Here is a 22,128-nt window from a genome sequence, read left to right as displayed (position 1 = left end):
TGAGTAAAAATAAACCCGTTGAATGAGAGTTCAACGGGTTTATGCTTTTCAGGATTTAAAGCAGCGAGATTCTGATACTTGTGCTTTCTTGTTTATTGCTTGCATAACCGCGCTAGGATTTGCTTTATACAGTCTATTTAACGAAGTCGTTGTCTTTAACTCTGTTTGTAAGTATGAACTGTAATCTTTGAATTTATTCATATTTTCTGAGCCATAGTTGTTCTGGCAAGATTGAACCCAATTAACGTAGCTCGTAAAAAATGCAGATGCCTCTTTGGCTGGCATTGCTGTCATCAAATACGCCATATCTCGGCTGGTCTGAAAGTGCTGAAAATCAATTGGCGTGTCCCAATAGCCACCCCAGTAAATGAATCCGTTTTTAGCAAAAAGAGTAATGACCTCTTCAGCAAATCCTTTTCTATCTTCCTTACCTAAACGTTGTAACATTCGGTTTGAATATTCGTGGCCTTTTAACGGTTTAAATGTTGCGGTTCCCCAAGAGGTAAATTCGACAAAAGGGTTTTGCAATGGATTGATATCAATCGCAACGCCATAGGCGTGTAATGAGAGAGACGATTTGCCCGTAATAGGGCGATAGTTAAATGCTGAGGTGTTATTGGCATCCATTGATTTAATATCGTTGCCAGCGTAATACTCGATGGGTTTTGCTTGGGCAATAGGGAAATGTTGTCGGTATAACTCACTAAAAATACGGTCAACAGAAGGGGCTACAGCATCTAGAACTACAACGGAACCTGTTTTTGTCTGACCTTTAAAATCATAGTGCTTGAATGAGACATTTCTTAAGCGGTTACATTGGATTGGTGCTTTAGTCGCCATTACGGTTTTAGTTGTCATCTCTTTGCATTGTGCCGCACTTAAATTGGCTACATTTGCTAACGAAGGCGTAGAGATAAAGCCAAGGATCAGAGAGCTGACAAGATAATATTTATTCATGAATCATCCTAGCGAATTGAGTATTGATTGTTTTTGGATGACTATGCCATGCTTTACTTTATGATCCTAGTAAGAAGAAAATACGTATTATTTATCTGAATATTGCTGTGATCTTCATCCCAAGTTAAATATATTGATATTTTGTGACGAGATGAGATGAGAGTTGTAGACATCACCATGCGGTAGGGATAAAATTTTGACACTATTTAGTCGGTGTCCATAGCGAAAAAATTATTATTATTTTAATGCTTCTATGGCGCTCGGAAGAATATATTTATTTGGATAAGTTTCTGAACGGTGATTTATCCAAATGAGTATTAAAGTATTGTCGATATAGACGTAGGAGTAGAGAGTCATAATGTCGAACAAATTTAAAAAAGCAGTTGCTAGTTTTCGTTCTTTTCCAAGAGCGGTAAGATGGACTACGTATACAGTAAGCGCATACCTTTTCTATGCCGCTTTGTTAGGGTTACTGGTCCCTTACATTGCAAAACAACAGATCCCAGAGCAAGTGTCTAAATTGATTGAGCGTCCTGTTACGTTAACCGACATCACTATCAATCCATTTACGCTTCAATTAGATCTTCATCAATTTGCTATTTTGGAAGACACCAAACCCTTCGTTAAATTTGAACATGCCAGCGTTCAGATCAATTTCTGGCAATCCATTTTTAACGCGGCTATTTCGGTTGAGAATATTTCCCTTGATAAGCCTTACATTAATCTTGAACGTGTAAATAATACGGATGAATTATTATTTAATTTCAGTGATATTATTGATGCTGTTGCACGTAATACGGTTACTTCAGAAGACGTAGAACCAACCCCAAAAACGGATGAGGTTATTGATAGAAAGGCCCCGTTATTCCCAGTGCTAATCAAACACACCGCCTTAACTCAAGGTGAGGTTCGCTTATTAGATGGCGTCACAGGTACTCAACTTGCTTACCCAAATATTACTATCACGCTTGGTGAATTTTCGACTCAAAGTTTATTGACGGATGTAGAGAAAAAGAACGATTACCGCTTACACATTACCGATGTAGATTCTGGTACGGTTGAATTGACCGGTCAGGTTCAATTAAAGCCATTAGAAGTTGTGGGTAATATTGATGTTCAGCATATTCAGTTACCACGCTTATGGGGCTTTATTGAAAAAGACATTATTGCCAAATTAACCTCGGGTAATGTGAATTTTTCATCGAACTACCATTTGGCTCAAACCATCGGTGATACCGAGCGTGATGATTCGATGAGCATCACTACAGATAAGGGCATATTCTCTGTTAATGATTTGAATTTTAATGCTGAGGCTAAATCGATTGTCTCTTTGCCTGATTTTTCAGTCAATGGTATTGCGACGAATGTAGAGAAGCAAACCGTTAACATTGATTCTGTTACTTCTCATGGTTTAAATGTTTCAGCAAAGGTTGATGATAAAGGGGCCGATCTTGTTAGGTTATTCACTCCTAAATTTATTACTGAAGCACCAAAAGAAAATAAAGCAGAACCTGTAGAAAAAGAACCAAAATCAACTGTTGATGCTCCTTCATGGTTAGTGACACTGGATGGCGTAGAAATTAAAGACTACCAGTTAAACGTCGAAGAGAAAGTCGTGACTAAAAAAGCCAACCAATGGCAGATATCTCCAATTAACTTAACCACAAGTCAGATCGTAAGTGATTTATCTAAACCGATAGATTTTGATTTCTTTACTTCTATAAATGGTAAAGGTGATATCAGTGTTAAAGGCCAAGCCGATGCCAAACAACAAGCAGTATTAGCTGATATTGATGTGAAATCATTGAAGTTAGCGCAATTCCAACCTTATCTAGCAACTGCGGTAAATGCGAGACTAACCAATGGTGAAATCAATACACAAGCGAAGTTAGACGCTAATGCTAAAGGTAAAGTAGAAGTGAGTGGTGGCATTCAAGTTAATCACCTTTCTATCCGTGATAAGAAATTAAGAAAACCCTTTGTTAAGTGGCGTTCACTGGCGGTGAATAAGTTTAATTTAGACTTACAAAAATCAAAACTAAGCATTGATACATTAAGTTTAAGCCAGCCTTATGCCCGAGTGGTGATAAACGAAGATCGTACTACTAATATTGGCGAACTAATTGTTGCTCAACCGAAGAGCAAAAAGAAAAAAACAAAAGCAGTTAGTAATAAGAAAGAGAAGCCATTTGCATTAAGCGTTCGGAAAATAGCGTTTAATAATGGTTCGGCATTCTTTGCCGATAACTCTTTAACGCCTAACTTTTCTTCGGGTATCGAACAGCTAAAAGGAAATATTGGTCATGTATCGAGTATTCCTGGTACTAAGGCAACGGTAGATATCAGCGGTAATATTGAAAAATATGCACCAGTAAAGGTTAAAGGTGAGATCAATCCATTACTTAAAGAGCCTTATTTGGATTTAGATGTTATTTTTAAAAGTGTCGAATTAACGACGGTAAACCCATATTCTGGTACGTATGCAGGGCATTACATAGATAAAGGTCAATTAACGTTAGCGCTTAACTATAAATTAGAAAACAACCAATTAAAGGGTGAGAATCACGTCATTATCGACCAACTACAATTGGGTAAAGCCAGTGATAGTGATATAGCGACTTCACTGCCGTTAGAGTTAGCAATCGCTTTATTGCAAGATAATAATGGGGTGATTGACTTAGGGGTTGAAGTTTCTGGTGATGTGAACGACCCTGAATTCAGCCTTGGTGCTGCTATTTGGAGTACGATTTCTAATATCATAACTAAAGCCGTTACTGCACCATTTTCTTTCATTGCTGGTCTTGCCGATTCAGATGAAGAATTGAATGTGATTGCGTTTGATTTTGGTGCGAATACGTTAACCGCGGAAGAGCAAGAGAAGCTACAAACGTTAGGTAAAGCATTAGAAACTCGACCAAAATTAAAATTGACGGTTGATGGTGCGGTGAATGCACCAGAAGACAGTAAAGCGTTAGCGCTAACGCAGTTTAATCAATTGTTGGCGGATACTGCAGAAATTAATATTACAGAATTACCAGCGAATTTAAGTGCAACGACGATGCCTGTTTCAGGCGAGCTTTCAGATGCCTTACAACGCTTATACAAACAAGAGTTTGGGGAAAGTGCAAGCTCAGTAGAAGACAAGATTGAAGACGATCAAGATAAAAAAGGCGTAGAGTTAACAGATGAAGAGTTAGCGAAGCGTTGGCATATCGCGTTGTATAACTTAGCGTTAAATAAGCAAGAAGTAGATAACGGTGAGCTAGGACAACTGGCTCAACAACGCGCTCAAGCAGTAAAAGCCTATTTGGTAGATATCGTTAAAGTCGATGCATCTCGTGTGTTTTTACTCGATAGCCGATTCGATATAGAACAAGACACGAGCAGTGTATTACTATCGTTAGAAGCTAAATAATATCGATTAGATAGCTGTAAAAATGACGAAAAAATAGCGCACCATTAAAGGGATGCGCTATTTTTTTATCTAGTGTTTATCATTAAAACGGCATTGGGTATTTTCTAAAGACCGTATTAACATCAGCTAATACTTCATCATTTAATGGTTTAGAAAAGGCGTCAATGTCCTCTTTTAACTGCTCTAGAGAAGTGGCACCAATAATGGTAGAAGTCACGCCATCAATTTGGTCACACCATGCTAATGCAAGCTGACAAGGTGTATAACCGTGTTTTTTTGCCACCTCCATGTATGCCTTAACTGCTTCGTTTGCTGCGGGAGTATCACGGAAGATCCCATTACGTTGTGAATAGGTCCAACGGCTGCCTTCTGGCATTTTTCCATCTAAGTATTTGCCACTTAACATACCGCCTGCTAACGGCGACCACGGTAAATAGGCCACGTCTTCGTGAAGGCAATTTTCAATTAAATAAGGCCAATCTTTAGCGTGTAGTAAACTGAATTCATTTTGAATTGATACCATTCTTGGTAAATCGTATTTAGCACTCAGTTTAAGGTAAGTGTTGATGCCCCAAGGCGTGTCGTCAGACAATCCAATGTGATGAATTTTACCGGCTTTAATGCATTCGTTTAATGCTTGTAAGATCTCAAGCATATCGGCTTCTTCTTTCTTCGCATCAAAATCACTGAATTTGAATTGATTCGGAAATTGCTTACCAAAATGTGGTGATGTACGGTTAGGCCAATGCAATTGGTACAGGTCGATATAATCGGTTTGCAGACGTTTTAATGAGGCATCTACCGCGGCAATAATGGCTTCACCTGTGATAGGCCCTGCATTGCGAACCCAAGGTAAACCAGGGCCTGCAATTTTTGTTGCTAGCACAATCTCTTTACGGCGTTCAGGATTTGCGGCAAGCCAGTTACCAATAATGGTTTCTGTTTTTCCATAGGTATCAGGAGAAGGAGGAACCGCATACATCTCTGCTGTATCGATAAAATTAATGCCTTGACTAAGCGCGTAGTCAATTTGTTGGTTGGCATCTTCTTGAGAGTTTTGTTGACCCCAAGTCATGCTACCTAGGCAGATACGAGAAACAGAGAGATTACTGCTACCAAGTGTTGAATATTCCATTGAGCGGGTTCCTTAATCTATTTTATTATTATCTTATCGTACTTAAACCATCTTTTGTGTTTTTTGTTTTTGAGTGTTCAATAAATCTCATAATCATGAATTTTAGTTGATATTCGTTGCTTCAATCCCATAAATGGAAGTGTTGGTTGCGGTTCTTGTTATTGTTCCATAATTGATAGTATCAACGCATAAAATAGAACAACAGTTATTGGCTTTTATGGTCTTTCTTTAGCGATGGTTATTTATGTGATTGCCAAAGCAATGGTCAATGAAGTGGGCATCAAACGTGACATTCATGGCGACGCATTACTCGCAACGATGCTGTCTATCCAACTCTATATCACCAGCATAAACGATAGATTAGAAAGAACGTTTTTGCGTGGTTGGGAGCTTACCGTTACGTTGTTTATTTTGTTTGCGTTATACCAACTAATAGAGAGGGTTCAACGTAAATGAGCGTAGAACCCAATAATAAGAGAAAAGGATTAATCAGTCGGTAGTGATACCAACACTTTCCCTTCTTTTGTAATGCTATTTTTAATGGTGAGTTGCAGAGTGATGGTGACAGAAATAGTCAGCATGACAAAAATGGCGATTAAAATCAGTAATTGATATTTGATGGCAACCATTGGGTTTACACCGCCTAAAATTTGGCCTGTCATCATGCCCGGTAGCGTAACTAATCCTGTGGTAGCCATTGATGCCATGATAGGAGCAAACGCTTTTTGCATCGCAGCACGAACAAACGGAATTGAAGCATATTGAGGAGATGCCCCTAGCGCAATCGCTGCGTGATATTCACTTTCTCGCTCTTTAAACGAAGTGAAGAGATTTTGCAGTGCTACGATATTGCCACTCAAACTGTTGCCCAATAGCATGCCAGCAAGAGGGATCAGATATTGAGCACTGTAAAATGGAGTAGGTTGAATAATTACCCCGCTCAATAGCAGGAGCAAAGGCGATAAACCGATAAGAAGCCCTATAAGTACAGGGAAGAAAATATGACGTTTTGGAAGCTTGGCTTTAGACACAATAGAGCTAGAGCCAATGCAGATCATCGCGATGATCCAAACCACATTTAATAGGGGATTATCCAGTTGAAACACAAATTCTAAATATAAACCAATGAATACAAGCTGAGCCACCATTCGAAGCACACTGACAGTGATATCTTTAGCGAGATTTAATTGATAGAAACGATTGATAGAGAATGGGATAAGGAGAGTCAGGCTGAATAAACCCATGAGTGACCAACTAATGTCTAAGGCTGATTGCATTGGTGTTGTACTCGTAAAATTGAGGGTTTAATTATTATCTCAAGAATGCGTAAGTTTCTAAACATAATAATTGGTTTTGTGGCTTTTAGTGCAAAAAATGAAATAGAAGGGGAAATAAAAAAGCCGCTGAGCGATAAATCGGTCAACGGCTTTGAACGTAGCTAGAGCATTAGTATTGCTTCATGATCTCAGCAATTTCTTCGATTGAATCAGAATTAATGATTTTTTCAATATCGTCGTCATTTTGGAACAGTTCAGATAACGCCATAATCGTATGAATATGACTGTCTGAATCCATTGCCGCTAACGTGATAGAAATGAACACATCACCGTTATCTTCAGATTCTAAATTCACGCCATTTTTAAACACAGTGACTTGCAGTGCCGCTTCATTTACGCCGTCTTCAGGACGAGCATGTGGCATGGCAATTTTAGGAGCAAGAACATAATACGCACCAATTTCTTTATGTTTTTGTTTAATTGCCTCTAAATAACTTTGTTTGATTTTTCCTTTTGCTAATAGCGCAGAACACGTTAAATCAAGTGCAGTATCAACCGTTAGGTTTTTATCTGAGGTAATAACAATGCCGTCGTTACCAATTAAGTCAAATAAACTCATGACACAATCCATCCTAGAAGTAGGCCAACAACACCAAAGTCAAAATCAGAGAACGTTGTCGCTTCTAATCCTAAACCACCAAGAACAGGAAGAAGTAACATTGGTAAGATAGAAATACAGATACCTTGGGTAAACGCACCTAATACCGCGCCACGTAAACCACCCGTTGCATTACCATAAACACCCGATGCACCACCCACGAAGAAGTGAGGAACAACGCCAGCAACAATAATAGTCCAGCCCATCATGCCTTGCACACCCATCATTAATAGGCCTGCAGAGAATGAAGATAAGAAACCAATCAATACTGCATTTGGAGCAACAGGGAATACCATTGGGCAATCCAGTGCAGGTTTAGCACCAGGAACTAATGTGTCTGAAATGCCTTTAAAAGCAGGAACGATTTCAGCGATTAGCATTTTCACACCTTGCAGAACAATGTACACACCACCAGCAAAGGTAAGTGACTGCATAAAGGTAAATACAACCCAGTTTTGGCCATCAGAAACGGTTTCAACAAATTCACCACCAGCAATAATTGATGCGAACATAAAGAACACAAACATGGTTGTTGCGACGGCTACTGGTGTATCGCGTAAAAACATTAAGCTTTTTGGTACGTTAATGTCTTCTGTCGATTTTGATGTATCACCAAATTTACTGCCAATGTAAGCGGAAACAATGTAAGACAAAGTAGAGAAGTGACCTATAGCAAGTTGGTCAGTGCCCATTACTTTCTCTGTGTACTTTTGGCCTAACGCCGGCATGATAACCATCAATGAACCAACAATTAATGAACCAATCGCCACTAACAACGTTCCTTGAATCCCTGCTGTTGATAAAATTACCGCAACAAGCATAGACATGAACATTGTGTGGTGACCCGTCAGAAATATATATTTCAAAGGAGTGATACGAGCCAATACAATATTAACGATAAAAGAGAAGAACATGATTAATGCCATTTCATAACCAAACGCTTCTTGTGCTAATGCCACAATCGCTTCGTTATTTGGAATAACACCACTTACACCAAAGGCTTCAGTAAATACGGTTGAAAAGTTATTCAATGCGCCAATAAGAGCGCCAGCACCAAAGCCAAGGATTAAGAATCCCATTACGGTTTTAATGGTGCCTTTTAAAATAGTAGAAAGATCAGATTTTTGTGCAACTAGGCCAATAAACGCAATAAGACCTACCATGATTGCTGGCTCTTTTAATAAGCCGAGCATGAATTCAAAAAAGTTTGCCATAGTATTAAAACCTTACATGAATGCTTTCAATTGTTCTTCGATTGACGCTTTATCAAAAATATTTTTTAAACGAATAATATTTTGCTTTCCAGCGTCTTCTAATTGAACGGCGATGTCAGTTGCTGCAACCCAGATGTCTGCATTGCTTGACGCTGCTGATGATAAGTCTTCATGATCAATTTCGGCTTCAAAACCGATTTTTTTTGCGACTTCTTTTACTGCCATTTCCATCATTAATGAAGTACCTAAACCGTTGCCACATACCACTAAAATCTTTTTCATAATATTAATTCTCAGTTGGATAAATCAAAATGCAAAATTGCATCGCTTGAAGTTTGTGTGAGAATCATAATTGAATAAAACCGATCTAAATAAGATCTTGGTCACATACGCAGAATGAGATTGTGATGGAGATCTATTACTTGAGGCTTTATTGATAGAAAAGAAGTTAATAATTTAGACTAAATAAGTTTAGTGGTAATCGGTATTATAGGAAATGTGATCTAGGCAAGGATTAATAATGGAAACGATATAACATCATCTCCATTGATATTTATATGGAAGGCTTAATATTTTCCATAGTCTTTAAGTATTTTATTAAACATATTATTAATTTCTTTTGTTTTTTTATTTCTCTTAGTGAGATCACTTAATGATGTTGGTGATTTTTTTGTATTTCTTGCTGCATCAAGTTGTTCTAGTTTATCTTTCATTTTTTGAACGGTAGGCCATAACATTCGAATTTCTTCGCCATCAACCGTTGTAAGTACAACCATATTTTCAGACTCAACCTGAGTAATCGTTAATAACCCATGTTTTGCTGATTCAAATTGTTCACCTACCATAATGGACTCTGGTGGCACATCACGATCAGTCACTAAACCATTTCGTAGCTTCGCAGCGCTGATGGCTCTTACATTACCAGTGTTATCAAAAGCGATAATAACAGTGTGGCAATTATAATAATCTACAACGGTTACATAGCCATGCTTGTTTGTTTTGAATTTAGCTCCGTTAACCATATCAAGTGGAGCTTCCATTTTCTTCACTACGTGTCCTCTCTAAAAATTTAAACACAGTAATTTTTTAATATTTTTATTGTGTTTTTCTACTGCATGATGGAGAGCGGTAACGCTTTCATACTTAAAAATAGGGTATTAAGTAAGAAGATGCTAACTGATAATGAGTAAAAAAATCTACTTTTTATTGAGTTTATAACAACATTAGTATGAAATATTAAGGAGGATTTTAGCTGAAATAAAGAGAAAGGTTTAAAGCGTAAATCATACTTCTCTAAGTGTGTTTTTTGATTATTACTAGAGACTTCTTATTTTCTTAATGTTAATTATATCATTGATATATAGTGTTTTTATATAATCAATGTCTGCGGCTGACTTCAATTTTTTAATGGTTAAAATTCGCAAAATATATCTTTGTAATGATTAGTTTTCTATATTTGGCATTAGGTTGTTTTCAACGGACTAGTAGTGATTTTAAAAGTCGAAAATATGGCTGAATTTTTATTAGTACGCAGCAATGATAATTTAATTATATACATAGGCGGCCATGACTAAAACCAATGAAATATATATTGTTTCAGAGAATGTTGGATGGGCTGATGCAATGAAAGGCTGGCTCTCTAGAATTTTTAATGATTCAGCTTTTTATCATGTAAAGACAATAGATGAATTATGGGACTTATCTAATATAGCGATTGTTATTTATGATAAAGAAACCCTTGGAAACCCTTGTTTAAAATTAGTATCTCCAGGGGCTAGGGGGGGAGAATGGCTAATCGTGAATGGAGAGCGAGATGATATTGAAGCGTGTCCTGGTTTAATCGCTTTAGGCTTTTCAGGTTTAATTGTGTCTGAATCAACAATTGAAATGTTACCTAAAGCAATACGAACTATTATTGATGGTGAATTATGGTTTAGCCGAGAGGCGCTTTCTTTATCTCTTAGGCAGATTATTCGAGTGGGTAAGCATTCTGGAAGTTCAGTAAATATCTTAGCGGTGAAATATAAACTGACCCAAAGAGAGCAACAGATTTTTTTATCGTTATTACAGGGGTTTACTAATAAAGAAATAGCACTAAAGATGTGTGTAAGTCCAAGCACAATAAAATGTCATGTCTCCAATATTTTATTAAAAACAGGTAAGCACAGCCGTAGTCAACTCAGTTCATTATTAGTAGATAATGTTTCAGAATATAGTGTGTCTTAAATTTCTCAATATAGGCCATAAATAAACGGTTTTAAGCACCAAACTGGCCATTTGGCCTATGTTTTATTTTACCTTTGCCCCTTATATTTGTTGCATGCAATCATCTTGGATTGTACAAAATAAGTCAACTAGGGAAGGAAGAATATGAACCGTTTAATTGGTGGCGTTGCGTTAGCATTGTTATGCTCAACAGGAGCAAGTGCAAGTACGTGGGTTGTCGGTAGCGATGAAGGTCGCGCAGATTTTTATGTGAAATTTAATGGTGAAGTTCCAAAACGCTGTGAAATGCGTGCGAATCAAAATTTAGAAACATTAACTTTTGATCTGGAAAAAAAATCAGACACTAAGAAATTTGCATTTAAAGCATGGTGTAACTCGTATGGCAGTAAAGGGAAGTTAGTCATTGATGGTTTCCAATTTAAGAATGGTAACGGTGATGTAATTCCAATGACATATAAGTTTAATGGCGATGAAAAAATAAATACGGCTGACACAGTATCTATACGTATTGATCAAGTTATCGATATTAGTAATGACATAGATAAATCAATGTCTGATCGACACGAATTAACGATTAAATCATCACCGCAAAAAGGTGCGCGCCACGGTGAATATAATGGTGCAATGTACGTAAGTTTATTCCATATGTAATTTACTCTTCGCAGTTTGGGGAGAGAAACGACTCCCCAATGAGACCTGTTATGAAAAAACAATGTTATGCCCTGTTATTTATAGCCTTATATTCTTTTCAAGCATCTTCGTTTGAACTTTTTCCAATGGTTAATTTTTTTAGTGATTCTGGAAAAAATACGTCTGGTTTTTTCAAAATCACGAATACGTCATTACAACAACTTCCTATCGAAATTGTGGTTAATCAAAGATTGATTAGTGGAGACCAGCCCGAAGAGCTTATCAATACTGATGATATTTTCGTTTTTCCACCTCAAGCCATGATCGCTCCGGGATCATCTCAAACGGTCAGAGTTCAGTTTGTTGGTTCTCCTAAAAAACATGCCGAATCGTATCGCTTAATCGTAAGCCAGTTACCCTTAAAAGATGATATGGGCGATGACAGCATTCAAATGTTATTTAGGATAGGAGGGTTAATTTTTGTGTCCCCTCAGAATGCTGAAGAGAAGATAGTGAGTCACATATTATTAAATGAAAAAGCAGAACCAGTACTTAAGATTGATAATTTAGGTAGTAGTGTCATTGAGATCAGTAAACATTCATTTAAAAACGAGTGGAAAGAAAATTCATACACTTGGAAATGGGAACAAATTGAACCTTTTATCCCTCTTCATTATTTGGTTCCCGGCCAAAATGTCAGTATCCCTGTTACTGAATTAGTAGAGCAGTAAATTATCACCACGGATGGTGGAGTAGGTGCCCATGCGTCATTTGATGCTGCTATTTTGTTCTTTACTGTGTTTATCATTACCAACTACAGCGGCATTTAATGTCACCCTTCCTATTGTTTATGGTGATTCTGAATTAGGGCAATTGCCAGTGCGAGTTGATGGCATGACGCTAACCGCGCTATCAATACCAGACTTAAAAAAACTACTTTCTGGGCGGTTAAGTGAGAGTTGGTGGGCAGAATTAGAAGCTAAAAATACAGATAAAAACGGTTTTGTTAGTACTGAATTACTTTTTAAGTTAGGTGTGTCTGCTAAATTAAATCAAGATACATTAGTGGTCGCTTTGTTTATTTCTCCAGAAACCTTAGCTGAACAGAATATTAGTTTAGCGAACCAATATCCCTTATTCATACCATCAGAAAGTGGACGTTTTGCTTGGCTAAATAGTTTTAATGCTCGTTATGACTCGATATGGAGTGATTCACTTCAAGAATCCGCTACGTCTATAGATTGGTTATCTCAATTGAACATCGGTGGTTCTAATGGACTTAATGTTCAAATGGCAAATTATATCGATAATGATGACGTTGGAACTGATTTTCATAGAGGTGAATGGAAAGCGTTTTATGATAATCCTAATGCCCCAATGCGAATTTCTGTTGGTGATGTATCGACTGGAGAATCGGGACATATAAGCAGTATAGCCATTGGAGGTCTTACGATAGAAAGTCGTTATGCGGATCTTCAACCTAATAGAGATATTAGCCCCGAGAGTAGTCAGCAATTATTTCTTTTAGAGTCAGCCGATGTTGATGTTTATGTTAATGGAGAAAGGATCTCTGGAGGTAGACTTGAACCTGGGAGATATAATTTACAAAAGTTAATGTTAGGCAATGGTGCAAATGACATCACTGTTTATGTTACCTACCTTTCTGGTAAGCAAGAAACATTGGTATTCACTCAATTTTATAATAGTCGCTTACTAGAAAAAGGGTTGTTTGATTATTCATTCTCAACGGGGCAGCCATTCAATTATGGTGAAAGTGGTATTGAATACAATGATATGTGGGTAACTACGGGATTTGTTGAATACGGTTTCTTAGATTGGCTAACTATTGGTGCGAACGGGTTAAGCTCCGATGATGGGGTTGTTATTGGTAGCGTAGTGACACTAAGTAGTGATTGGGGAAATATTACAGGACGTTTCTCTATGAGCCACATTAAGGAGCAAGAAACAGGGAATATAGTATCAATTGACTATGAACATAGTGTAATAGGTCGAGGTGAAACTCAGTCGCCTAACTTACGTTTAGCAATAGAATATTCAGATGATTTCACAAGTCAACCTTGGGCTAAGAATGATTACATGAATCAGTTTGCTCGGTATTTAGGGAATTACTATTGGCAAATAAACCCACAATTTGATTTTACACTGTCAGGAAGGTTAACGACTTTTCCAGAATTAAAAAATGAATTTACCGCTTCTTCTTTGGTTAATTGGCGTAAAAATAATTTATCTATCGGGGTAGGGGTTGAATATGAAGAGTCTGAACAATATTCAGAGGCTGACTCTCGACTGTTATTTACAGTAGATTGGAGTTGGTATTCATCAAGCGATGATTACAGAATTGGACTTTCTTATAATGCTAAAGATGAGAGATCTCGTTTTTATTTAAGCAATGAAGGGTCTGAAAAAGTCGGGGATATGGGTATAAGAGCAGAAATAGAAACTGACCCATATCAAGAGAAGCAAAATATATTAGCAAGCTATACCAATAATCGTTATCGATCTGAAGTTGAAATTACAAGGAATAATTCAAAATCAACAGATGATGACACTTATCAAGCATCCTTTAGAGCCAATACTGCAATAGGTATTGTTGATGGTGATATTGGTTGGGGAAGAGCGTCATCTGGCCCATTTGTTGTGGCTGGTTTGCATCCTTCATTGGCGAATAATACAGCAGATTTAGATGTGGACCAAGATGGAACGGCAACGGCTCAAGCGACATCGTTAATTGATGGTTTATACCCATTAACTCAACCTTATGCTAATAATCGCATTGATTATAATATGAAAGATGCCCCTTTAGGTTATGACTGGGGAGAGGGGCAGATCACTTTCATGCCAGGGGTCGCTACTGGGCACTTTATGGAAATAGGGTCAGATGCATCTTATACCATAAAGGGGATCTTGGAATTTATCGATGGAGAACCACTTATTTATTATCAAGGAAAGATAGATGGGGAGGGGCAAAGTCTTCCTATATTTACCAATAAAAAAGGTCGATTTTTTGTTCAAGGTTTAATTCCTGGAAAATACGTTATTAAGATTGATGGAATTAAGACGTTATCTCCGATTACTGTTCAAGTTTCTAAAGGACAGAATAACTTGATCGATGTCGGAACCTTTCATATCACCTGTAAAGGAGTATGTAATGAATAGTAAAGAACATAAGTGCCAGTGGATTCAGTATATATTAGGTGGGTTAATTATCATTTTTTGTTCTCCAGTACTTGCTAATAATATTGTGACATGTGGAGGAGAATGGTCGGTGTCCGTTTCTAATAATCCAGTTGATACATCGCTAAGAGATAGGGGCGACTTTTGGTTTCCTGCGTCTATTGAATTGAGTAAATCATTAGCAATGTGTGTGAAAACGGTTGAAATTGAATCTATGGGGCGAGGAGTAGATCGTATTGTTAGAGGACCACAAGGAGATGTGGCGTCTTCATTGTCTGATGAAAAAAGAGTTCCTTTAATTCAAAATGGCAAAGGATCTTATGTATTACAAACTCTGGGTAAACGCCGTATTAATTTTTGGCTATATATTTCTAAAGGAAAGCACCTTTCTCCTGGAATGTATAACAGTGAGTTACGATTTGCCATTAACCCGAATACAGAACATAACTCTGAGCGTTATGCATCATTCCAATACACGGCCAAGCCTTATGTGAAAGCGAGACTTAATGGGCAAGGTCAAAATGGGTTGAGCTATACGGGAAGTAGTATACGTTTAGATATAGGGAATTTAACGAAAAAAAATCATCATACTTTAGATTTTATTGTGCAAAGTAATACGAGCGTGAAGGTATGGTTAACGTCGGAAAATAAAGGACAACTGGTTAATATGGATGCGCCTCATCGAACAATCCCTTATTTTATTATCATTGGTGGGCGACGAAATACATTAGCATCACCAATTGAATATAACCTTTACAATACCTCTAATTTGAAAGGAGTACCTTTAAAAATAGGTGTTGAGAATGAAGCTTCACCTTATGCAACGGCTGGTATTTATCAAGATGTGATGACAATGAGCCTATTTGCCCAATAAAGTGTGATATAAAAAAGCCGCTGTAGAATCAGCGGCTTTATTGTATGCATTAAAGCAGATTATAAAGAACGAACAACACGGAAACCAGTATAGTTTGCACTTGTCGAAGGTGATAATTCTAGTGACTCATACACTTTTGCTTTTGTTGGAGCAAAGTTCCAAGCTCCACCACGAACGATACCTGATTTAGCGCTTGTCCATTCCCAAACGTTACCCGCGGTATCATAAATACCATAAGGGTTAGCACCAAAACTGCCTACAGGAGACGTTGATTTGTTTGCCCAAGACGATCCACCCCAACCAGTATTTGCGTTACCTGAACCGATGTCAGAACCCCACCAGTAAGCGTCTTTACTTCCAGCACGAGCGGCAACTTCCCATTGTGATTCAGATGGTAATGCGTACGTAAACCCAGTTTGTTTTGTTAACCAATGAGCATAAGTTTCAGCATCAGTTTTAGAGATGCAGACCGCAGGTGCATTTTTTGATTGTTCAAAGCCCGGTTTACGCCAGTTTTGGTTTTGATGACGTTTTGTTTCACCGCCATTAATTGCGTTACAGCCGGCTCCTTTTTCAGCTTCAGTGATGTAGCCTGTGCTCGCAACAAATGCATTAAATTGATTTACAGTAACAGGGGTTGCTGCAATAGAGTATGCTTTTGAAATATTAACATCGTGCTTTGCATTTTTACCTATATGGTAATTACCAGACCCTATCACAACCATTTGTGGCGCTTGTTGATTGTTTGTTAGAAGGTCTGCAAATTTCTTACCTGGCTTTGGGCTATTTTCTTGAACCTTTAGTTCAGCCCAAACCGTCATATCTTTTGCTAGTGTCATTTGACGGCTATATGGTTCAAAACCTGATTTCTCTACGGTAACTTGGTGCTGACCAGCAGGCAGCATTACATCAACAGGCGTATTGCCATAATTAACACCATTTACCGTTACATTGTCACCATGACGGTTTGAGCGAATAGTAATACCAACCCATTTCTTCTCTTTTTTGATTTTGTCATTAGACGCTTGGTTTGTACTTTGTTCGATACAGTAACGGTTTTCTAAACCAAGTAATTGGCATGCTGCCGTTGAGTTTGGACGAGCACGTAATGATGCTTGTAATTTAGTGGTATAACGATTATTGCCATTGAAGCCACTGTCGATAATTGCATTGTCTAGCACGTGAATATTTAAAGACACATTATCAACATGTTGCTTTACGGTATCCATTTCAGTGAAGCCATTAATCAGCTGTTGCTGGAAATTATTTACTGCTTTTTGCATGCTCAATGTTTTACCTTGGCTTGCACAAGCTTCTAATGTCATAGACATTTTACAAGTAATCGTATGAACGACATCGAGAGTGTCTTGAGCGGCTAATTCTTCTTGTAGGCGTAAAACTCGCGCTTCTTGACGAGATTCTCCAAGAATTTCTAACTCATCTAAAGAGCGTTGTTTTTTAGTGCTGCTTTCTTTTAATACACGAGTTTGTTCTTGAATGTCTTGTTGGATGACAAGTGTAGCAGCTTGGTTTTCTTTTACTTCTTTCCAAGAGTCTTGGTATTGCTTTTGAAAAGGAGTGATATCAAGATCAGGGTCACTGATCATACGATTATACTGTTCATCTAAATTACGTTGAGCAAGCTTACGTTTATCATCTAGCTGATCGGCTTTTTTGTCTAAAGCATCATTTTGATTACGTAAATCACGAAGTTGGTTTTGATTATTCGTAACAGTGCCTTCTAATTGTTTTACTTCACTACGCTTATTGGTTAGCTTCGCATCAATTGACGCAACAGAATCGACCGCCAGAGCAGTTGATTGAGTGTCAGTATTAGCAAGCGCGACAGAGGTAAAAAGTGCCGGCGATAACAGTAGTGCTAGAGCGGGTAGTCCTTTACGGTTCATAATTTTTCTGCTTTTAATATTAGACATAAATAAATTGTTCATTCGGAAAATGAGTGAATTAACTGTATCTGCATAGTTAATTGATTGAACAGTAAGAATTACTGATTTCAACCATATCCATGACGGTTAGTCGTACATCGATACTGATCTGCCTAGGTCATTGAGTAGATAAAAACCTAAGAAGATGAGTATCTGTTATTTATAGTTTTGAAAGTAAAAATTAAAGCAATTTTCATACCAAGGTTGTATTTTTTATAAATAAGGTGATTCCTATTTCTTGATCATCGTTTCGAGCTTATAGAAGCATGATCAAGGCTGCAACTGAGATTGCACTTTCTTAAATATGATTGATTACTCTAATTCGTTGTAATTTTTAGTTTTTAGAATCAAAAATAGAGATTTTCATACTAAAGTATGATTGAAATCACATTGTCAGTATTATAGATAAACATGATCATGCTTTCGGTAAGATATTCATAATAGATTGTTATTATGATCTTCGTTACACTCTAAAGTCTAAAATGAACGTTATATAAATGGATTTATCATGGTTTTAGATTGGATTTCACCAGCTCAAATAATTATGCTGCCAGAAGAACGAGAACTACATGCTCACGAGCATCATCAATTAGTTATTGGTCTTAAAGGACAATCTGAGTTTGAAATTAATGGTGAAAGTAGTGTTATTTCTTCAGGAAAAGTAGGAGTTATCCCTTCACATCAACAACATTCTTTTTCAAGTTTGTATCAATCTGAAATATTAGTACTTAATTTTCCTCAACATTTTCAAGATGAAGAATTGGCTTTACGTGTTAATGCACTTTTTATTCATCCTGGTTATTATCAATTAGATGCTCAAATTCAGAATTTAATTCAGTTATTAGTGTGTGAAATACAGGCTAATTTAGATGATCATCTACTTAGTCGGGTGTGTAGTGATACGATTATTGCCTTACTGCACCGTCATTTAATTGATGAAAATGTGGAACGAAAGCAGAATCGTCTAAATTCAGATGTGATCGACAATTTTATAACGCAGCATATCGGAAGTAAGATCACGGTTGCTCAGTTAGCAAGCACAGTTTTTCTTGGTGAGAGTCAATTTTATGCCATTTTTAAACAAGAGTTTGGTAAGAGTCCTCATCAATACATTATTGAGAAGCGTATTGATTACGCCAAGTTATTACTTATAAAAAGTAACTTAAATATAGGGGATATTGCGCAACAAACGGGTTTTGCGAATCAAAGTGCATTTAGTCATGCATTTGTGAAACATAAAGGACGTTCACCCAGTAAATATCGTTACGCACACTTTATTCGTAACTGAAAAATACCGCGTTTGTTCTCATTTTGTAACAGTATGGGTAATTTAACAATTTAATCGGAGTTTTTGACAAGTAATTTTTGTAAATAGAAAATAGACTCTTTCGCAATTAGCTTTAATAACGAACCGATTAAGTAAGAGGAACAGGTATGTTTCAAGCGAAAGATGTATTGTTGTCATCCATTATTGACCAGCCTTTATCGGTACTATGGTCAGCAATTTCCCCTCTTTATATGGTAGATGAAGCCAGCTGGATTCAAGAGCTCATTCCATTAGCCCAACCAAGTGAGCATGAAGCTAAAGTCATGCGAGAACAGGCGGCTGATCTTATTCAACGTGTACGTGATGATAAACAAGCTGTACAGATGATAGATGCCTTATTGTTGGAATATAGCTTAGATACAAAAGAAGGCATCTTATTAATGTGCCTCGCTGAATCGTTGATGCGTATTCCTGATGCTGCAACGGCTGACGCTTTAATCCGTGATAAACTCAGTGTTGCGGATTGGAAATCACACCTGAAAAATTCAGATTCTATGTTTGTGAATGCCTCTACTTGGGGGTTATTACTTACCGGCAAAGTAGTGAGTATGGATGTAAAGTCTGATGGCTCACCATCTAATGCTATCAGTCGTTTGGTGAATAAATTTTCAGAGCCTGTTATTCGTCAGGCAATGAACCAAGCGATGAAAATAATGGGACACCAATTTGTCTTAGGTAGAACCATTGAAGAAGCCCAAAAGAAAGGTAAACCTTTGCGTGAAAAGGGCTATACCTATTCCTTTGATATGCTAGGAGAGGCGGCATTAACTCAATCAGACGCTCATAAATACTTTAAAGATTATATTGTGGCTATTGAGAGTGTAGGGCGTGCTGCCAATATTGCGGGTTCTTCTGATCCTACGGTATCTATAAAATTATCAGCCTTGCATCCCCGTTATGAAATGGCGAATAGAGCCCGTGTAATCGGAGAAATGTGTGATTCTGTCTTACAGCTTCTTGAGCGTGCTCGTGAACTTGATGTAGGTATCACGATTGATGCAGAAGAAGCTGATCGGTTAGAACTGTCTCTGGAATTATTTGAAAAACTATACCGCAACGATATTGTAAAAGGATGGGGTAAATTTGGCATTGTAGTACAAGCGTACTCAAAGCGTGCCCTACCTGTTTTAGTGTGGCTAACGGCATTAGCAAAAGAGCAGGGAGATACCATTCCACTTCGCTTAGTAAAAGGAGCGTATTGGGATACAGAGCTGAAAATATCTCAGCAATTTGGTTTTGCTCGTTACCCTGTATTCACACGTAAAGAGTCAACCGATGTGTCTTATCTTGCTTGTGCTCGTTACTTATTAAGTGATCACGTTAAAGGCAATATTTTTCCTCAGTTTGCTAGCCATAATGCTCATACAGTCGCTGCGATTTCTTCTATGGCAACGCATGATGAGTTTGAATATCAACGTTTGCATGGCATGGGTGATGCGTTATATGAACATGCAATGGCAATGTTCCAACGCAGTGTTCGTATTTATGCACCTGTTGGCAGCCACAAAGATTTATTGCCGTATTTGGTTCGCCGTTTATTAGAAAATGGCGCAAACAGCTCGTTTGTTCACCGTTTGGTTGATGCAAGTTGCCCTATCGAAAGTTTAACAGAGCACCCAGTTGATACCCTATTGGCTTGCCCATCGTTTGAAAATCAGCTGATCCCACTACCGCCGCATATTTTTTCAGATCGTAAAAATTCATACAGCATTAACTTTGATGTTGAGAGCGAAGCAGAACCGTTTGAAGCGTCAGTCAAAGAGAAAATGGATTGCTATTGGAAAGGCGGGCCGATTGTTAATAATTCGCGCAATTACGAAAGCATGATCAAGGAAAGTGAGTCTGATTTGCATGTTATCACGTCTCCTTATGATCGCAGTAATGAAGTGGGTTCATTAGTATGGAGTTCTCAAGAGTCGGTTTCAAACGCACTAGAAATGGCTCATGACTATTTCCCAACATGGCAAGCGACGTCAGTGACTGAACGTGCGGACTATTTGGATCGCTTAGCTGATAAACTTGAAGAAAATATGCCAGAGCTTGTGGCACTGTGCCATAAAGAAGCAGGAAAAACGATTCATGACAGCATTGATGAAGTACGTGAGGCGGTTGATTTTTGTCGTTACTATGCAGTTCAAGCCAAATTAAATTTCAGCAATCCAGAAACGATTGTTGGCTTTGATGATATTTCTCACCAGATAGCTCGCCAAGGCCGTGGTGTGTTTGTGTGTATAAGCCCATGGAATTTCCCACTCGCTATTTTCTTAGGTCAAGTGACCGCCGCATTGGTGGCGGGTAATACCGTTGTTGCAAAACCGGCAGAGCAAACGTCACTGATTGCCGTTCGTGCGATTGAGCTTTTATTAGAAACGGGGATTGCACCACAAGCGATTCACTTATTACCGGGTGATGGTAAAACAGTCGGCGCGCCATTAACGTCAGATTACCGAGTGGCAGGCGTTGCGTTTACTGGCTCAACAGAAACCGCACAATTAATTAATCGCACATTATCAAATCGTACGTTTGAAGGAAAAGGTGTTGCTCCGGTGCCATTTATTGCTGAAACGGGTGGTCAAAACGCAATGATAGTAGACAGTACTGCATTGCCAGAACAGGTAGTTCGAGATGTTGTTCGTTCCGCTTTTGCTTCTGCTGGTCAACGTTGTTCAGCACTTCGAGTATTGTTTGTTCAAGAAGACATAGCAGAACGTATTCTGAATTTGATTAAAGGCACAATGGCCGAATTGAGTGTTGGTTTACCTGAATTGCACAGCACGGATGTCGGTCCGGTGATTGATCCAAAAGCAAAAGAAAAGCTGCTTGCCCACATTGAGAGAATGACAAAAGAAGGCAAATTACTTGCTCAAGCGACATTACCTGAATGGGCTGAGAAGGGGGATTTTGTTCCACCAAGTGCGTTTGAAATTGATTCGATTAGTCAGCTAGAAAATGAACAGTTTGGTCCAATTCTTCATATTGTCCGTTTCAAAGCCAGCGAATTAGATAAGATTGTCGATGATATCAATGCGACTGGATTTGGATTAACGATGGGAATACACAGTCGTAATGAAGTCACTTATAGCCGCATAGAGAAAAACATCAAAGTAGGTAACTGCTACATCAATCGTGATCAAGTTGGTGCGGTGGTGGGAGTTCAAGCCTTTGGTGGCCAAGGGCTGTCAGGGACCGGACCAAAAGCGGGTGGACCTCGTTATTTATTCCGTTATACCCGAGCAATCGCTTCTAATTCTGTAGCAACCAAGTGAGAAAGGAG

Annotated in this window: 17 protein-coding genes; 9 read left to right on the top strand and 8 right to left on the bottom strand. The window is 38.1% G+C overall.

All coding sequences use genetic code 11. From position 1 onward, the window contains the following. Nucleotides 1-48: 48 nt before the first annotated feature. Nucleotides 49-957, bottom strand: a complete 909-nt coding sequence (locus A6E06_RS18785; protein ID WP_065592786.1) for a M15 family metallopeptidase — start codon at nucleotides 955-957, stop codon at nucleotides 49-51. A 358-nt stretch (nucleotides 958-1,315) separates the two neighbouring features. Between A6E06_RS18785 and A6E06_RS18780 the strand changes: the two genes are divergently transcribed. Next, nucleotides 1,316-4,372 (top strand): DUF748 domain-containing protein, encoded by a 3,057-nt coding sequence (locus A6E06_RS18780; protein ID WP_065592787.1) that lies wholly within the window; start codon nucleotides 1,316-1,318, stop codon nucleotides 4,370-4,372. Between the two features lie 82 nt (nucleotides 4,373-4,454). On the opposite strand, the gene A6E06_RS18775 is transcribed toward A6E06_RS18780, so the two are convergent. Further along, nucleotides 4,455-5,507, bottom strand: a complete 1,053-nt coding sequence (locus tag A6E06_RS18775) for an aldo/keto reductase (protein WP_065592788.1) — start codon at nucleotides 5,505-5,507, stop codon at nucleotides 4,455-4,457. A 246-nt stretch (nucleotides 5,508-5,753) separates the two neighbouring features. On the opposite strand from A6E06_RS18775, the gene A6E06_RS18770 reads away from it, so the two are divergent. Continuing rightward, the gene (locus A6E06_RS18770) at nucleotides 5,754-5,963 is read left to right on the top strand and encodes a hypothetical protein (protein ID WP_255312108.1); all 210 of its coding nucleotides are present in this window, start codon (nucleotides 5,754-5,756) and stop codon (nucleotides 5,961-5,963) included. A gap of 29 nt (nucleotides 5,964-5,992) precedes the next feature. Here the strand turns inward: A6E06_RS18770 and A6E06_RS18765 are convergent, their stop codons facing one another. The 5 genes from A6E06_RS18765 to A6E06_RS18745 form a co-directional block, all read right to left on the bottom strand. After that, the gene (locus A6E06_RS18765; protein WP_065592790.1) at nucleotides 5,993-6,784 is read right to left on the bottom strand and encodes an ABC transporter permease; all 792 of its coding nucleotides are present in this window, start codon (nucleotides 6,782-6,784) and stop codon (nucleotides 5,993-5,995) included. 169 nt (nucleotides 6,785-6,953) lie between these two features. Next, nucleotides 6,954-7,403: a PTS sugar transporter subunit IIA gene (locus A6E06_RS18760; protein WP_065592791.1), complete on the bottom strand. Its 450-nt coding sequence runs from the start codon at nucleotides 7,401-7,403 to the stop codon at nucleotides 6,954-6,956. After that, complete coding sequence (locus A6E06_RS18755; RefSeq protein ID WP_065592792.1) at nucleotides 7,400-8,656, bottom strand: PTS ascorbate transporter subunit IIC; 1,257 nt, start codon at nucleotides 8,654-8,656, stop codon at nucleotides 7,400-7,402. The genes A6E06_RS18760 and A6E06_RS18755 overlap by 4 nt, the downstream gene beginning before the upstream one ends. Nucleotides 8,657-8,668: 12 nt before the next feature. Continuing rightward, complete coding sequence (locus A6E06_RS18750; protein WP_012552104.1) at nucleotides 8,669-8,938, bottom strand: PTS sugar transporter subunit IIB; 270 nt, start codon at nucleotides 8,936-8,938, stop codon at nucleotides 8,669-8,671. A 284-nt stretch (nucleotides 8,939-9,222) separates the two neighbouring features. After that, nucleotides 9,223-9,696 carry a hypothetical protein gene (locus A6E06_RS18745; RefSeq protein WP_065592793.1) on the bottom strand — a complete coding sequence of 158 codons (474 nt, stop codon included), beginning with the start codon at nucleotides 9,694-9,696 and terminating at the stop codon, nucleotides 9,223-9,225. A gap of 526 nt (nucleotides 9,697-10,222) precedes the next feature. Between A6E06_RS18745 and A6E06_RS18740 the strand changes: the two genes are divergently transcribed. From A6E06_RS18740 to A6E06_RS18720, 5 genes are all read left to right on the top strand, one after another. Further along, a complete protein-coding gene (locus A6E06_RS18740; protein ID WP_065592794.1) occupies nucleotides 10,223-10,882 on the top strand; it encodes a response regulator transcription factor in 660 nt (219 codons plus the stop codon). 144 nt (nucleotides 10,883-11,026) lie between these two features. Beyond that, on the top strand, nucleotides 11,027-11,533 hold the full coding sequence (locus tag A6E06_RS18735; RefSeq protein ID WP_065592795.1) for a hypothetical protein: 507 nt from the start codon (nucleotides 11,027-11,029) through the stop codon (nucleotides 11,531-11,533). A gap of 50 nt (nucleotides 11,534-11,583) precedes the next feature. Further along, a complete protein-coding gene (locus A6E06_RS18730) occupies nucleotides 11,584-12,243 on the top strand; it encodes a fimbria/pilus periplasmic chaperone (protein WP_065592796.1) in 660 nt (219 codons plus the stop codon). Between the two features lie 31 nt (nucleotides 12,244-12,274). Beyond that, nucleotides 12,275-14,689, top strand: a complete 2,415-nt coding sequence (locus A6E06_RS18725; protein ID WP_065592797.1) for a fimbria/pilus outer membrane usher protein — start codon at nucleotides 12,275-12,277, stop codon at nucleotides 14,687-14,689. Then, nucleotides 14,682-15,581: a hypothetical protein gene (locus A6E06_RS18720; RefSeq protein WP_065592798.1), complete on the top strand. Its 900-nt coding sequence runs from the start codon at nucleotides 14,682-14,684 to the stop codon at nucleotides 15,579-15,581. Before A6E06_RS18725 ends, A6E06_RS18720 begins: the two co-directional genes overlap by 8 nt. A gap of 59 nt (nucleotides 15,582-15,640) precedes the next feature. Here A6E06_RS18720 and A6E06_RS18715 read toward each other — a convergent pair whose 3' ends face one another. Continuing rightward, nucleotides 15,641-17,488: an SUMF1/EgtB/PvdO family nonheme iron enzyme gene (locus A6E06_RS18715; RefSeq protein WP_065592839.1), complete on the bottom strand. Its 1,848-nt coding sequence runs from the start codon at nucleotides 17,486-17,488 to the stop codon at nucleotides 15,641-15,643. Nucleotides 17,489-18,035: 547 nt separating this feature from the next. Here A6E06_RS18715 and A6E06_RS18710 point away from each other — a divergent pair. Next, a complete protein-coding gene (locus tag A6E06_RS18710) occupies nucleotides 18,036-18,815 on the top strand; it encodes an AraC family transcriptional regulator (RefSeq protein ID WP_065592799.1) in 780 nt (259 codons plus the stop codon). Between the two features lie 146 nt (nucleotides 18,816-18,961). Continuing rightward, complete coding sequence (gene putA, locus A6E06_RS18705; protein ID WP_065592800.1) at nucleotides 18,962-22,120, top strand: bifunctional proline dehydrogenase/L-glutamate gamma-semialdehyde dehydrogenase PutA; 3,159 nt, start codon at nucleotides 18,962-18,964, stop codon at nucleotides 22,118-22,120. Nucleotides 22,121-22,128 lie beyond the last annotated feature (8 nt).

Source organism: Aliivibrio sp. 1S175 (assembly GCF_001690985.1).
In the GTDB taxonomy this organism is placed as follows: Bacteria; Pseudomonadota; Gammaproteobacteria; order Enterobacterales; family Vibrionaceae; genus Aliivibrio.
The sequence above is the reverse complement of the archived record's forward strand: the minus strand, read 5'-3'. Positions and strand labels throughout refer to the sequence as shown.